The organism is Microcoleus sp. Pol12B4, assembly GCF_036701385.1.
In the GTDB taxonomy this organism is placed as follows: domain Bacteria; phylum Cyanobacteriota; class Cyanobacteriia; order Cyanobacteriales; family Microcoleaceae; genus Microcoleus.
The window spans coordinates 8,273-22,652 of sequence record NZ_JAUBQR010000096.1 but is presented as its reverse complement, the minus strand read 5'-3'; the positions used below and the strand labels follow the sequence as shown (position 1 = coordinate 22,652).

General features: G+C 45.3%; 13 protein-coding genes and 1 pseudogene. 9 read left to right on the top strand and 5 right to left on the bottom strand.

Annotation, left to right across the window (positions count from 1 at the left end; all coding sequences use genetic code 11):
• Both QUA38_RS14875 and QUA38_RS14870 read right to left on the bottom strand, forming a co-directional pair.
• The coding region (locus tag QUA38_RS14875; RefSeq protein WP_333162975.1) for a 4Fe-4S dicluster domain-containing protein at positions 1–449 on the bottom strand (449 nt) is incomplete at its 3' end.
• A 174-nt stretch (positions 450–623) separates the two neighbouring features.
• A complete protein-coding gene (locus QUA38_RS14870; protein ID WP_333162974.1) occupies positions 624–2,039 on the bottom strand; it encodes an FAD-binding oxidoreductase in 1,416 nt (471 codons plus the stop codon).
• Positions 2,040–2,136: 97 nt separating this feature from the next.
• On the opposite strand from QUA38_RS14870, the gene QUA38_RS14865 reads away from it, so the two are divergent.
• The 4 genes from QUA38_RS14865 (at position 2,137) to QUA38_RS14850 (ending at position 5,787) form a co-directional block, all read left to right on the top strand.
• Positions 2,137–3,600, top strand: a complete 1,464-nt coding sequence (locus QUA38_RS14865) for an ATPase domain-containing protein (protein ID WP_333162972.1) — start codon at positions 2,137–2,139, stop codon at positions 3,598–3,600.
• A 408-nt stretch (positions 3,601–4,008) separates the two neighbouring features.
• Entirely contained in the window at positions 4,009–4,380 is a 372-nt protein-coding gene (locus QUA38_RS14860; protein WP_333145572.1) for a response regulator, read from the top strand.
• Positions 4,377–5,537 carry a HAMP domain-containing sensor histidine kinase gene (locus QUA38_RS14855; protein WP_333162970.1) on the top strand — a complete coding sequence of 387 codons (1,161 nt, stop codon included), beginning with the start codon at positions 4,377–4,379 and terminating at the stop codon, positions 5,535–5,537. The genes QUA38_RS14860 and QUA38_RS14855 overlap by 4 nt, the downstream gene beginning before the upstream one ends.
• Positions 5,538–5,661: 124 nt before the next feature.
• Entirely contained in the window at positions 5,662–5,787 is a 126-nt protein-coding gene (locus QUA38_RS14850; protein WP_333162968.1) for a hypothetical protein, read from the top strand.
• A 174-nt stretch (positions 5,788–5,961) separates the two neighbouring features.
• Here the strand turns inward: QUA38_RS14850 and QUA38_RS14845 are convergent, their stop codons facing one another.
• A complete protein-coding gene (locus QUA38_RS14845; protein WP_333162966.1) occupies positions 5,962–7,500 on the bottom strand; it encodes an MFS transporter in 1,539 nt (512 codons plus the stop codon).
• Positions 7,501–7,806: 306 nt separating this feature from the next.
• On the bottom strand, positions 7,807–8,787 hold the full coding sequence (locus QUA38_RS14840; protein ID WP_333162964.1) for a DALR anticodon-binding domain-containing protein: 981 nt from the start codon (positions 8,785–8,787) through the stop codon (positions 7,807–7,809).
• A 355-nt stretch (positions 8,788–9,142) separates the two neighbouring features.
• Here QUA38_RS14840 and QUA38_RS14835 point away from each other — a divergent pair, with 355 nt between their 5' ends.
• The 5 genes from QUA38_RS14835 (at position 9,143) to QUA38_RS14815 (ending at position 13,796) form a co-directional block, all read left to right on the top strand.
• Entirely contained in the window at positions 9,143–9,976 is an 834-nt protein-coding gene (locus QUA38_RS14835) for a Crp/Fnr family transcriptional regulator (protein WP_445305058.1), read from the top strand.
• Between the two features lie 124 nt (positions 9,977–10,100).
• The gene (locus QUA38_RS14830) at positions 10,101–10,769 is read left to right on the top strand and encodes an HAD-IB family phosphatase (RefSeq protein WP_333162962.1); all 669 of its coding nucleotides are present in this window, start codon (positions 10,101–10,103) and stop codon (positions 10,767–10,769) included.
• 240 nt (positions 10,770–11,009) lie between these two features.
• Positions 11,010–11,630, top strand: coding sequence for a methylthioribulose 1-phosphate dehydratase (mtnB, locus tag QUA38_RS14825; protein ID WP_333162960.1), 621 nt, complete (start codon positions 11,010–11,012; stop codon positions 11,628–11,630).
• Between the two features lie 93 nt (positions 11,631–11,723).
• A complete protein-coding gene (locus QUA38_RS14820; RefSeq protein WP_333162958.1) occupies positions 11,724–12,758 on the top strand; it encodes a patatin-like phospholipase family protein in 1,035 nt (344 codons plus the stop codon).
• A 225-nt stretch (positions 12,759–12,983) separates the two neighbouring features.
• On the top strand, positions 12,984–13,796 hold the full coding sequence (locus QUA38_RS14815; protein ID WP_333162956.1) for an MlaE family lipid ABC transporter permease subunit: 813 nt from the start codon (positions 12,984–12,986) through the stop codon (positions 13,794–13,796).
• Between the two features lie 156 nt (positions 13,797–13,952).
• Here QUA38_RS14815 and QUA38_RS14810 read toward each other — a convergent pair.
• Positions 13,953–14,380: pseudogene (locus QUA38_RS14810) on the bottom strand (SGNH/GDSL hydrolase family protein); the annotation flags it as partial.

Sequence of the window (14,380 nt, the reverse complement as noted above, 5' to 3'; positions counted from 1 at the left end):
AAGAGATTAAAAATCAGAGTGCGAATTACATTGTCGGAAAAAGTGCGTTCCTGATTTCTAGTAACTTGGTGGCGAGTTGCGGAAATTAATTTGTCGTATTGAACTCCAGAAGGGCAAGCTGTAACGCAGGCCAAACAGCCCAAACAAGTATCGAAATGCTGTGAGGTGGCTTCGTTTAAAGGTGCGTCGCCTTCGTTAATTGCATCCATTAAATAAATGCGGCCTCTAGGCGAATCCATTTCTTTGCCAAGTACGCGATAACTCGGACAAGTTGATAAGCAAAAACCGCAGTGCACGCAAGTATCGATTAATTTCGGATCGGGCGGATTTTTGGGGTCGAAACCAGGGATTTCGAGGGTTTGTAAGTGGGGATTTTGTGCTAGAAAATTGCTTTCTTTGGCGGGTTTTAAATCGTCGCTGGGAACGGGAGATTTTTCTGAAGTTTGCATATATATCTTACCTAATTGTTTTGGTTCGTAACAAGGACTTTAGTCAGTTTAATGGAATTTACGCAGAACCTTTATATGTTGGTTGGCAGCGCGAAACTTACCGCTATAAGTAGCGTGTAAAACTACTTTTTACAGAAGTCCTGAACGAATCAAGTCCTGACTACAAACTTTAAACTAAATACCACTTATAAAACGATGGGGACTCAAAATATTTTCCGGGTCAAACTGCTGTTTTATCCGGCGCATTAAATCGATCGCACTTCCAGTATAACCCCAAACATCAAACTGTTGCTTGAGATCGTTAGGCGCAGTTAAAATAGTCAGAAAACCGCCTTTGGCTTCGCAGCCTCTGCGTATTTGCAGCAGTGTTTCTGCCCTCGCCGTCTCAAACCGCAAAACCCCCAAACCGCTACCTGCATGAATCAAAGCGTCTTGTACAGGGAATTCCTCAAGTAGTTTGACAGCTTCCGAGGGTCTGACTCCTATTTTGCAAATAATGGCTGAGTAGTTTGCTCTATTCCAGACTGTTTCGGGTAATTTTTGCCATAATTGATTCTCATCATTGTCGCCACAGATATTTGCTTGTAAACCCAACTTTTCGCCAACTTCCAGTAAGCGGGCTGATTGTTCTTTAACGCTTTCTGCGATACTTTGAAATCTTACTATCAATCCTTGGCTCTTTCCTAAACCTAATTGTGCTACTAAATCAGGTGACACCAAATCAACTGCTGTCGGAGTCAAAGCAGAAGACAATAAGATTTGAGTTGCTTGAGCTAAAGCATTAGTTTCTCCTGTCAGCACTACGGTTCCCGATGATTCAGGCAGCGGATAAACTCGGAAAGTTACTTGACTGATGACTCCCAATGTGCCGTAAGCACCAGTAAACAGTTTCATCAAGTCGTAGCCGGCGACATTTTTAACAACTCGACCTCCGGCTACCGCAATTTTACCGTCCGATCGCACAAAGGTCATTCCCAGCAGCAAATCGCGAACCCCGCGATAGCGATGCCGCAAGGAACCCGCATCAGCAGTAGCGATAATTCCACCCAAAGTTGCCTCTTGCGGATACGCCGGATCGATCGGCAAAAATTGACCTGCTGCAGCTAAAATTTGTTGCAAATCCGCAAACTTCATCCCGGCTTCGGCAGTTACGGTTAAATCGCCCACAGCGTGTTCTACAAGCCGGTTCAGACGCGCGGTGCTGACAGCCACAAGCCCCGCTGCATCAGGAGATTCTCTTAAATCCCCCTTAAAAAGACCCACTTGGACAACATCTTGCTCCCCCCTTGTTAAGGGGGGCTGGGGGGGATCGGAGTCTAATTTAACTAAACCGCCCCAATCAAGTTTGCTGCCGCTGCCACAAGGCAATACTGCACAGCGATTTTGCTGTGCCCAAGCAATGACAGCCGCCAGTTCTTCCTGAGTATTCGGGTAAACGGTACAATCTATTTTCGTGCCCGGGGCAACTGCTTTTTCTACCCGTTCTTGCCAAAATACCTCTGTGTACTGTTGCAGACAGATCCCAGCAGTCCCGACAATACTTTCTAATTCTTGTGTGCTAACGTAATTTTCGGTAGAAAAAGATTTCATGAAGGTTATCAGACGCCCGGTAAAAAAAATTATCAAAACACTGCCTAAAACCATTAAATATTAATACGGGCCCGATATTCAAAACATGAAGAAACAAATGTCTCAAAACCGAATTTCTCTGGGAATTACCGGTCTCAACGAAGTGATTGGCGGCGGCCTAATTTCTCAACGCTCTTATCTGGTGCGCGGCGGCCCGGGTACTGGCAAGACTACACTGGGCTTTCACTTTTTGGCAGCGGGTGTGGCTCTGGGAGAAACGCCCCTGTTTATTACTTTAGGAGAACCGGAAGCACAATTGCGCGCCAATGCCACAAGTCTCGGTTTTGATATGGAAGCGATGGCGTTCCTAGATTTGAGCCCATCCTCAGAATTTTTTACCCAAGTTCAGACTTATGACATTTTCTCCCCCTCCGAGGTTGAGCGAGAACCGACTACACAAAAGATTATCGAGCGAGTCGAAGCTGTCAAGCCACAACGGGTGTTTTTGGACGCAATCACTCAATTTCGCTACTTAGCTGCGGATGAGTTTCAGTTTCGCAAGCAAGTTCTGTCTTTTCTGCGGTTTTTGGTGGAAGGGGGGGCGACGGTGGTGTTCACCTCAGAAGGCACTTCAAGTGCTCCCGATGACGATTTGCAATTCATCAGCGACGGGGTAATTTATTTAGAACTGCGCCCTGAAGGACGCGCCCTCTCTGTCACCAAGTTGCGAGGCTCCAACTTCCGCAGCGGCCGCCATTCGCTGCGCCTGACTCAGGCTGGTATGGAGGTATTTCCGCGACTGCTTCCGGACAACTTTCAACAGGATTTTGTTGCTGAAGCAATTTCTTCTGGGGTTCCAGAAATCGACGAACTACTGCACGGGGGACTGGAACGAGGGACTGTGACGGTGATTAGCGGGCCTAGCGGCGTGGGTAAAACGACGGTGGGGATTCAGTTTATGAAGGAAGCCGCAGGAAGGGGGGAGCGATCGGTAGTTTACATTTTTGAGGAGTCAAGTTCTACTCTGCTGCAGCGCTGCGAATCAGTTAACATCCCGGTTGGGGCGATGATGGGGCAAGGAAGTCTTTCGGTGATACCTGTGGAACCTTTGCTCTACTCGCCAGATCAGTTTGCCTGTATGGTACGCCAGGAGGTGGAGCAGGAAAAGACGCGGATTGTGATGATTGACAGTATTTCTGGCTATCAGCTTTCGATGCAGGGGCAAGATTTGGTGAACAATTTGCACGCTTTGTGTAAGTATCTGAAGAATATGGGAGTCACCGTTATCTTGATTAATGAGGTAGAAGCCATTAGCGGAGATTTTCGGCTGACCGAGATCGGGATTAGCTATTTGGCGGATAATCTTCTGTTTATACGCTATCTGGAACGCCAACTGCATAATAGGACAGAAATCCGCAAGGCGATCGGAGTAATTAAAAAACGAGTCAGCAATTTCGAGAGAACTCTGCGAGAACTCGAGATTACTCGGTACGGCATCAAAGTCAGCAAACCGATAGCGGGGCTGCGCGGCATTTTGAGTTCGGCGCCGGTGTGGATTGAGGGGGGAGGGGAGGAAGATTGAATCGGGGTTTGTCCTGCTCTTTCTGGGCAAGTGCAGCTAATTTTGCAGTCGTGAATCTACAAATAAGTAGGGGGCGCACCGCGCACCTCACCACTAGCCTAAGTCCTGGAAAACTTAAATATATTGGTAAATTTGTGTATTTTTCGATTTTTATCGTAGTTTAGTTTTCAATTCTATGAAATACAGTAGGGGTACAGGGTACGCGGCCGTGTCCTGTACCCCAGCATATGTACTTCACTCAACTGAAAACCTATGTAATTGCTCGCCGAAAAGTAAGCTAATACCAGATCAAAAAAGAATCCAACTTTATGCCACATCCCAACCCATATATAATCACTCACTCCCCATTCTCAAATCTAAAATCTAAAATCTAAAATGGTATAACCCGTATTCACAGGAAGCTGATAAATGACTGGCACTTCAATAATTTTAGCCGTAGACCGCAATCAGCGAAACTTGGAACTATTAGCACAATTTCTCAATAAAGAAGGATACCAGATGATCGCGGCTTATAACTTTGAAGATGTTGCACAAGCTATCAGTCAGCCTGCTAGGATCGGGATGGCTTTAGTAGATATTTCTGGTTTCGATCGCCGGATCTGGGAGTGCTGCGAACAACTGCGAAATCACCAAATCCCTTTTCTGATACTCTCGCCCAAGCAAAGCGCTGCTATTCAGCACGAAAGCCTCTGCCACGGGGCTCGGAATATGTTGGTAAAACCTTTGATCGTTAGAGATTTGCTGGGAATTGTTCACAGCTTGCTAGGAGAATCTGCGTGAGTCAAATTTTATTGCTTGTCGAACAGAAAGAAAATCGCCGCTTGTTATTAGAATGGCTAGCTGTTTACTATGAGGTATTGCTGCCAAACTCAACAGAAAAGAGTGAGGATTTTTTACCATTTAATCAATCTTTTGACCTGGGGATAATTGACGGTATTTCCCTGAAACGCCATTGGCAATGGGTGGCCGCCCAAAAAGAGGCAGAACACCCGGTATGCTTGCCTTTTCTTTTGATTACATCCCGCTCGGATGTAGGGATGGCAACGCAATTTATTTGGCAAAGTATTGACGATTTGATTATCGCTCCGATCGAGAAGATAGAATTGCAAGCGCGGGTGGAGATTTTGCTGCGATCGCGCCAGTTGTCTTTAACTCTCAAATTGTCTCATGACCAACTCGATCGCACTCTGCAAACAGCCCAAGAACTCAACGAGATGAAAACATCGTTGCTGTACATGATTGCCCACGACGTTCGCAATCCTTTGAATTTCATCATCGGCACTACACAACTTCTTAGCAAGTACAAGTTGACATTAACAGAGGAGAAAACACAAGAACTTCTAGACAAAACTCAAGCAGCAGCAAAAGCCATAGATTTGTTATTAGATGATGTGCTGCTGCTGGGGCGTGTTGAGTCAGGAAAAACAGGATTTTCCTTGCTACCGATAGACTTAGCAAAGTTGTGTAATGAGTTGGTAGCGGAATTTCATAGCAGCCTGAATTTGAAACCTGAAAATGATCGGGTGACGCTGATTTTTGTCAATCACCATCAATCCGCGATGGCGTGTTTGGAGGTAAGCTTGCTCCGGCGCATTCTGGGCAATTTGCTGTCAAATGCTATTAAGTATTCTCCCCCAAATACCGAAGTAATCTTTGAATTAAAAGTTACTGAAACAGAGGCTATTTTTTCTGTACAGGATGCAGGAATTGGCATACCTGTAGCAGACCAAGGACGGCTGTTTGATTCATTTTACCGGGCAAAAAATGTTGGTCGAATTCCCGGTACTGGACTGGGGCTGAGCATTGTTAAAAAATGCGTGGACTTGCACGGTGGCGAAATTACTTTGATCAGTGAAGAAGGCGTTGGCAGTAAATTTACAGTAACGCTGCCGATCGCAAAACCTGAAAAAAAGCAAATTTCGCCTGCCACACCTTAAACTAGATGCAGGCATTATCTTGGGATAGTCATCGATGAATTTGACGCCCGGGTGAGGCTATACGTGGTAGTGTGACCATGCGATTTATTCTCAAAAAACTGAATAAAAATCTGGCTATTTTACAATGCCAGAATTTGAAGAACCCTTAACAGCCGCTCGTAAAGTGATTAAATTGAGCCTCGTCGTTCTAGGAGCGATTGACGATCGTGAGAATTGGCTATCGAGCTGCGACGAACGATCGCTATCGTAAAAAATGTTGAAGGCACCCAAAAATAATTAGATGCCATACAAAACTTATCCCGAATTGCCAGACTTTATATTTCTGAAAAAAAGTGATTCAACAGCCGTCACATCTTAGATGATATGATGAGGATTTTAACACTTTAAAAATGGTTAATCAACTCTTTTCTGAATTATTGTCGGACTACAGTCTATCAAGAGTTGAAGAGCGATCGCCTGAGCTTTCAGGCCCAGAGTCCAACTGTTCAACTATTAATGGTTGAAACCTGATGTCTCCAGGTTCAATCGCCACTCTTCTCCACCAAGCTGGCAACAAGAGCAGCCAAAACTTACCCAAAGACACAGAACGCTGCTCGCGAACAAAAACCAAGGGCAGGAGAGCCACCAGTCGTAAGACGGCTGAGAGGGCAAACACCCCTGGCAAACCACCGAGATTGGTCAAAGTGGCAATAAAGCCACCAAGGGTGATTCCCATTGCCCCAGTGACACCAGGAACGGCGGCCGCGATCGCAAAGTATATCGACTGATTGCGTAGTGGTGTCACCGACATCATCAGATTACCACTGCACAGGTCGATCGCCGCCCACGTTGCACCGCCGATGATGTGCAACAGCGGGAACCAGACCCATAGGAAAATTGGAGCCGTTCCACCTTCTAGCCAGAGTAGAGGGGTCAGAGCCACCAAAACTCCCACTACTAGCAAAATCGGGCGATTCCCAACCCGGTCAGCCAGCTTCCCCCAAAAAACCAGCATCAGCAAGTTAGCACCAGCACCTAAGCTGCCATAGAGCGTTACCACGCTGACATCTATATTTAGGTCATCCAGCAAGTAAAGGTTAAAAAAGGGCGCGCTGACGTTAACGGCAAAGCTCCATAGACCAGAGTAAAGCAAAAACTTTAAAAAATTGGGTTCCTGGAGAAAGCTAAAAATTGTCCCTATGGATGATTTTTCGCCTGTATCTGAATGCGTTACGTGTAAAAGCTTTGGGTTCACATCGGTCATAAAGAACTGACAACCTAGACTGATGATGCCAAGCACAATTCCTAAAACCAAGATGGCACTGTAACCTTGGATCCTTCCACTGGGCCAGTTCGATACCACTAGAGCCAGCAACGGCACACCAATGAGATTCGTCAAGCTGACAGCACTATTGCGAAAGCCAAAATACCGCCCGCGCAACCGCTGAGGTACTAAAACCGCTAACCAGCTCAAGAAGGAAGCGCGACCTAAAGATTCTAAGATTTGAGTTACCCAGATGATTGCCAATGTCAACTGCACTAGCTGATGTCCAGCGAGCTGAAATGAGCCTCCCAACCAAATGGCTGGCACGATAATCAGCCACAGCAGTCGCGACAGTCCGAAAATCCAGATGGAATACCAGTGGCGGCTCTGCAGTCGGTCTCCTATATAAGCTCCTAACGGTTGGAGCAGATTTACCAGTTGAGGAATGGAGGCGAGCATACCAATTTCGACTGGGCCCGCTCCTAAATCCAGCAAGAAATTACTGAGCAACGCGCCGCCGATGATACTGTAAAAAGCCGTAGCGAAGACACTTTCCAAAGTTAGTGATCTGAGGCTTAACCGAGTTTCCGGTTTGGAAAGTTTTAGAGGCTGATTGGTCAGAAGTACGGTCTCTGCTAATGCTATATCTTCTTGGATTTCCTCAAGAGGGAGAGGATTCGTTCCTACTAAGCTGTAATATTCTTCTTGTTTTTCGAGCATACTGGATAGCTAATAGATGAGATGCTACGCAGCTTAATTTTATAACATAAGATTAAGTATTTTAAGGAGCACAGCCATAGATGCCAGATAAAAATTATCGGTCTAACAAGCAAAAAGAAAGATTACTTAAATAAATTAGAAAAAATAAGAATACTTAGCTTCTATCTAATTTTTTTATTTTATTAATAAAGTATCCTTCATTGTGTTACAGATAAAATAGAGACATTTTTCGATGGAAGAAGTCAAGTAAAATTTTGGAAATCCACGTCGGAGTATGAATAAATTTTGCTAAAAATGAGGATAAAATCAAAGTTCTAAAGTAGCAATAGCGCTCAATGATTCTTCTAGGATAAATCGCAGCAAAGATTGAGTTGCTAATATTAAACCCAATCGGGCTTGGGCGAGTTTTGGGTGGTCTATTTTAACTTCTCCCCAAATTCGGCACTGACTGTAAAAAATCTGAAATGCTTCGCTCAATCTATTGGCTAATTTGAAATAATTGACAGGTTTTTCGCCTGTTTTTACGTCAAAAATAGGATATAAATTGTCTAGCACTGTTAACAATTGCGAAATTAAATTGAATTCGGCTGGATGCACTAACCGCAGTCGATCGCCCTCGTCAATCCAAGGGATAGGATTGGGACTCGCCAGCGACCAAATTTCCGGCGCTGTAGTGACATCGGGCTGGGCGATCGCAATTATCCGATCGCGGTGGGCCATTCGCAGCAGGGAACAGCAGCGCGCGTGGCTGTATTGAATGGGAAACAGTCGATCGGCACACACAACAGGAGATAATACTCTGGATTCTGGAACTGGCAGGTTCGTTTGAGCTAAACGCTGCAACCAGACGCCTAAACCTGCATCAGTCAACTCCATCTCGATCATTCCCCCCGGCGCTACTTTAACGGCGAAATCTGGGTAGCACAGCGGTTCGAGTGTTTCGGCCAACTCGGCTGCGATTGTCTGCGGTTTCTGCTGCCAAGTTTTAGCCAATTTCAGGGCGATCGCAGACACGTACACCACCCGCGCGCTATCTTTACTTCGATTTAACGGAATTATTGCAACATTCTCAATAAGCTTGTTATGGGCGGGCAGGATGCTCACCCCACAATCAAATTCACTCTTTGTGGAACAGGCATCTTGCCTGTTCTTGAAAAGGCTGCCACCTATGGGATTTAACGGAATTTGGGCCAGTGTTCCCTGCTGGGCGATCGCGCTTTGGAACATTGAAAGCAAAAAACACTTCACTGTTACTTCCGGGCACTGTGAGATCTTTGCTGTATCCATATCGGCTCATTCTACCGTAAAAGCAACGATCAACTGTGACCGCTTGCACTTTTCTTGTACGTTAAACTGCGGATGTCAGGGATAGTCAATCGGCTCCTCCGGACGGGGCTAAATCGAATTAATAGGCTTTGTAGCGATTTTGGGGCTAAATCTACAATTATTTCAGACAAATTTTTTGCTGATCTCTACCATTTTGATGTATTTTTTGCTACATTTAATTTTTCGGTAAAACACAGAAAAGTCAGCACAGTTAAGAAGCGTACAAGCTCGATCGGGGGTTGGTTATCTCACTTTGTATCGCACTGCTGGCAGAAACTGTTTGTCTCACTATTAAATATATCCCAGAGCCTCACTTATGCAATCAACTTCCACGCCTCTAGAGACTATCGATCGACCTTTTATCACTTGGCAGCGAATTATCGACTGGGCCCAGGAACACTACCGCTGCCGCACTTTTAGCAAAGACGAGCGGATTCCCGCAAGACCCGGACTGCTGTATTTAGTTCAGAAAGGTTCTGTGCGGCTCGTAGGCAGCGCTCAAGTTAGCGCTGCAGCGGCGAAGTCAAAATCCGCTGACAAAACTACAGAAGAAGCTTTTTTGGGCTTCGTCGGCGCTGGCCAGCCCTTTGAACTGGTTGCTCAGTCTCCGTTTACTCTCCAAGCTTACGCTCATGCCGATCAAACTCACGTAGTGTGGATGTACTGGCACGACTTGGATAATTGGCCTCACTTTCGTAGGGAAATTTTGGATGCGTTTCGCTACCAGCACCAGCGGAAACTTCTCTGGCTGAGCACTTTGGGACAGCGCCGGACGATCGACCGACTGCTGGGATTTCTCACTTTGTTGATCGAGGAGTTCGGCGAACCTTACGTAGGTGACGGCGAACCGGATGTGGTTCGGGGCTACCGGCTGCCTTGGGCCTTGACTCACGCTCAAATTGGCAGCGCCATCGGCTCAACGCGGGTGACTGTGACGCGCCTGATGGGTAAGTTGCGATCGAAAGGTTTGATTAATACTGAGGATGATAATTTAATCTGTTTGCCGGCTAAGTCTAACCCCCAAAAGACAAAAAACCAACACCAGGACTTAGAAGATTCCCTGGAAGATTCTCTCGAAGATTCTCTGGAAGATTCCCTAGAAGATTCTCTGGAAGATTCCCTGGAAGATTCTCTGGAAGAATCTGCATAAACTCCTGCGGGAAATTGCCAACAAACAGCTCGTCACTATTAGTTTTGGGCAGTCGCGCTCGATCGCTCGACAGTGTACGATGAATTGTGTAAACTTTTCCCGTTCTCGAAAGGTGCGACTGACAATGACCGATGACAAGCAAAAATCTTCAATCTCGAACAATCAGCAACGGGTGGTATTCTGCGACTTTGACGGCACGATAACCGTTGAAGAAACTTTTGTGGCAATGCTCAAGCATTTCGCACCGGAATTGTCGTCTCAACTAATGCCTGAAATATACGCTAGAAGGCTGAGTTTGCGATCGGGAGTGCGACAGTTACTAGAGTCTATTCCCTCTGAATGTTACGGGGAAATTGTAGAATTTTCTAGGGGAAGGCTGATGCGGCCGGGATTGTTGGAATTGCTGGATTTTTTGGACGAGAAAAAGGTAGATTTTGCGATCGTGTCCGGTGGTCTTCGGATTATGGTAGAGACGGTAATGGGCGATTTGGTAAACCGGGCGAGCGTTATTTACGCTGTGGATGTGGACGCTAGTGGCCCTCGGTTGCAAGTCAATTCTGAGTTGGAAGGAGATGAGGAATTGGTGTCTAAGGTGCGGGTGATGGCGCAGCACCCGGCCGAAGAACAGGTGGCGATCGGAGATTCGCTGACGGATTTTAATATGGCTTTGCAGGCTTCGTCGGTGTTTGCGCGCGATCGGCTTGCCGAGTATCTAGACGAACAGCAAAAGCCTTATACTAAATGGGATAATTTTTTTGATATCTTGGAAAGTTTGTCCCAGAAATGGAATTGAAACTATAGCCTTTTTCAACAAAGGCTATTATGTGTATTGGTAAACTAGGCAGTATCCAGCCTAGGTTTACATAAGCCCCCGACTACTATTATCAATAAGCCTTTCACGGGCGGGCGGAAAAGTGTTCAACCCACAAAAAAATTACTTTTTGTGGAACAGGCATCTTGCCCGTTTTTGAAAATAGTACAAAATGTCAGTATTAACGTAAAAAGTAGAGCAAAAACTGAGGATTTATAAAAAATGAGTGGCGATTTGAGATCGGATTTAATTGCAGCCGCCAAACATTTTTACGATCGCGGTTGGATGGTTGGGACTGCTGGCAATCTTTCAGCCCGCTTACCAGATGGCAGTTTTTGGATTACTGCTAGCGGCCGCGCGAAAGGGCAGTTAACTGAACAAGATTTTATCAGAATGAACTCAGACGGCGCAATTGTCGAGCAACCTGTTGCCGAAAGCCGCCCTTCGGCCGAAACCAGCATTCATTTAGCTGTTTACAATTGTTTTCCAAACGCTAAAGCTTGCTATCACGTCCACTCCATCGAGGCAAATTTAGTTTCTCGGCTAACAGCAGGAGATGCAGTGCCTTTACCGGCGATCGAAATGGTGAAAGGTTTGGGGGTGTGGGAGGAAAACCCGCAAGTGTCGATACCCCTCTTTACAAATTATTTAGAAGTCCCTAAGATAGCCAAGGAAATTTGCGAATTCTTTGCCACTTGTACGCCCTCTGTACCCGCTTTATTAATTCGCGATCACGGCATCACAGTCTGGGCAGACTCGCCAGCCGCTGCCTACAATTACGTAGAAATTGTAGAATACATTTTTCGCTATACGATCGCAGCCCGCCAATTAAATTTAGATTGAAGATTTGGGACTTGAGATTGAGCGGTGCATGAATTCCGAGGCTTAGGGATTTGAAATTAGGAAACGAGCAAACGTCGGGAATAGACAACAGTTATGGCTAAATATACCAGGATTTTATCCATAGATGGAGGCGGAATTAGAGGAATAATTCCCGCGCAAGTTTTAGTTAGCGTTGAGTCAAAGCTGCAACAAAAAAGTGGCAACCCAGATGCGAGAATAGCTGACTATTTTGATTTAATCGCTGGCACGAGTGCGGGAGGAATTTTAACTTGCATCTATTTGTGTCCCGATGCCGAAAAGCCTAGCAGGCCTCGGTGGGCGGCGCAAGACGCTGTTAATTTTTCCATTAAGAGTGGCCGCGACGTTTTTCAGACTTCATTTTGGCAAAAAGTCAGATCTCTAGATGGTTTGAGAGATGAGAAATATCCCAGCGATCCCTTAGAAAAATTATTTTGGGAACATTTTAGAGATTGCAAACTCAGCGAACTGCTAAAACCTTGTTTAATTTCCAGTTACGACATAGAAAGGAGAAAAGCTCACTTTTTCGATCAAATAGATGGTAAAAAATGTCCAGCAGAAGACTATTTCATTAGAGATATCGCCAGAGCAACATCTGCAGCTCCCTCTTATTTTGAGGTCTCTAAAATCTACTCTTTTAGCAATGAATGCTATGCTTTAATTGACGGAGGAGTTTTCGCAAACAATCCCGCACTTTGTGCCTATGCTGAAGTTAGAAATAAATTCAGAATTCCTGACGATAGCCCCGAAAAAAGCCCGACAGCCAAAGATATGGTAATTTTATCCTTGGGAACTGGAGAAGCTCAGAAAAAATTTCCCTACGAAAAAGTCAAAAATTGGGGTCAAGTTGAGTGGGTTGAGCCTTTAATTAATATCATGATGACGGGAGTTGCGGAAACTGTAAATTATCAACTCATTCAAATTTATGATGCGGTTGAAAGACCGAATCAATATTTAAGAATTACTCCCGATTTGAGCCACGAACAACCGCTGCCCATTGATGATGCCTCGGAAGAGAAAATATCAGACCTGCTGAGAATTGGCAAGGATCAAGCCGATAAGAATAATGAAGAGTTGGATAAGTTTATCCACTTATTACTTGCGGAGTAGTCCCAGGGTTTTAGATTTTAGATTTTAGATTGGAAAATGAGTGATGATTACCACAGAATCAATCACTGCCAATCTAAAATCTAAAAAGGTAGAGCAAACCAACCGGAGGGCAGGCAGACTGAAAATATAGGTTGACAAATCGTGCAATAATTGCTGTAGGATTGCCGAAAATCAGTAGGTGGCAGTGCTTCGCCCTGTTTGCAATTAATCGCGAGCCCTCAGTCATTGGCTAAAAAATACCAAGAAAAGCACGATCGACATTTAGATGAAACCTTCAATAACAGGTGGTTTCAGCGGTTTCTAGTGACACTGTTCCTGGGAGGCCAAGTGCTGCTACGCATACTCCAAGGCAAAATTGACCATCGCAACATCATGGAACATTTAGTAACAGTAGGCCTGGATTCTTTCCGATCCGTGCTGGTAATAGCCTTTTTTGGCGGCATGATTTTTACCTTTCAATCGGCCAGAGAATTGGTTCACTTTGGGGCGGTTGGGGCGGTGGGAGGTCCTTTTGCTGTGGCATTTTGTGGCGAATTAGCACCACTTTTAACGGCGGGTGTAGTGGCGGGACAAGTAGGTTCGGCCTTTGCGGCGGAGATAGGAGAAATGCAGGTGACGGAACAAATAGACGCCCTGTATATGTTAAGAACAAATCCGGTTGATTATTTAGTAGTGCCGAGGGTGATAGCTTGCTGCATCATGCTACCGATTTTAACAATTTTTGCGGTAGCAGTGGGGATTTTGGGCGGGCTGTTTGTGGCGGTTAATTTTTATGAGTTGGAACCATCGGTATTTTTGGAATCGGTGCGGACTTCTTTGGGGCCCTGGGATTTAGTAACTGTGGCGATTAAGAGTTTTATTTTTGGGTTGATAATTGGCCTTGTCGGTTGCGGTTGGGGGTTGACGACGGCGGGCGGAGGGAAAGGAGTAGGTCAAGCTGCAACGGCTGCGGTGGTGACTTCGTGGGTGTTTATTTTTGTGGCGGATTTGTTTTTATCGCTGTTGATATTTTACCAGTTGGGGATTATGAGAAGTTAATAATTTTAGCGATGATAGCAGTTCAGGAGTCAAGAGGCTTGAATATTAAGGGTTTGAACAATTCTTAACCGGGCGCAGCTAAGTCGATTGCTATAAAATCAACAGGAAGATTTTTGTAACCGCAGATGAACGCAAATAAATGCTGATAAAATTGCATCAGCGTTGATCCGCTGATCTCTGCGGTTTAAAACTCTCAACTTGAGATTTTAGATTGGAGAAAGGAGGGCGATAAACTCGAATTGCCTCAATAGGAACTTTCCCATCTGTTTCGGACACGATTTCGATGGTGTGTTTGGAGTTGCTCAAATTCTGAGCTAATGTTGTAGAATACTCGCGGCTTGAATCTGCAACTTGTGGCGGAACGTATGAATCCACAAACATTGGTCGCACCTGCCAGGAAATCTCAAAGCCTTTAGGCGTAGGTTTTTTAGAGTATTCATAAGAATTTTTAAGCCACCAGTTTCTCGGTTCAATGACGATGCGGCCCGATTTTGAGACAAACATTTGGTCATTTGTACCGCTGCCGTCGTAACCTGTTTTAGAACCTACAACGTCAAATTTAAACTTGCTGGCGTCGCTGTTAA

Bases quoted from the DNA above. Each gene is read 5' to 3' on its own strand.
- QUA38_RS14870 (WP_333162974.1), bottom strand. From the start codon at position 2,039: ATGAAATCTTTTTCTACCGAAAATTACGTTAGCACACAAGAATTAGAA.
- QUA38_RS14865 (WP_333162972.1), top strand. From the start codon at position 2,137: ATGTCTCAAAACCGAATTTCTCTGGGAATTACCGGTCTCAACGAAGTG.
- QUA38_RS14860 (WP_333145572.1), top strand. From the start codon at position 4,009: ATGACTGGCACTTCAATAATTTTAGCCGTAGACCGCAATCAGCGAAAC.
- QUA38_RS14850 (WP_333162968.1), top strand. From the start codon at position 5,662: ATGCCAGAATTTGAAGAACCCTTAACAGCCGCTCGTAAAGTGATTAAA.
- QUA38_RS14845 (WP_333162966.1), bottom strand. From the start codon at position 7,500: ATGCTCGAAAAACAAGAAGAATATTACAGCTTAGTAGGAACGAATCCT.
- QUA38_RS14840 (WP_333162964.1), bottom strand. From the start codon at position 8,787: ATGGATACAGCAAAGATCTCACAGTGCCCGGAAGTAACAGTGAAGTGT.
- QUA38_RS14835 (WP_445305058.1), top strand. From the start codon at position 9,143: ATGCAATCAACTTCCACGCCTCTAGAGACTATCGATCGACCTTTTATC.
- QUA38_RS14830 (WP_333162962.1), top strand. From the start codon at position 10,101: ATGACCGATGACAAGCAAAAATCTTCAATCTCGAACAATCAGCAACGG.
- mtnB (WP_333162960.1), top strand. From the start codon at position 11,010: ATGAGTGGCGATTTGAGATCGGATTTAATTGCAGCCGCCAAACATTTT.
- QUA38_RS14820 (WP_333162958.1), top strand. From the start codon at position 11,724: ATGGCTAAATATACCAGGATTTTATCCATAGATGGAGGCGGAATTAGA.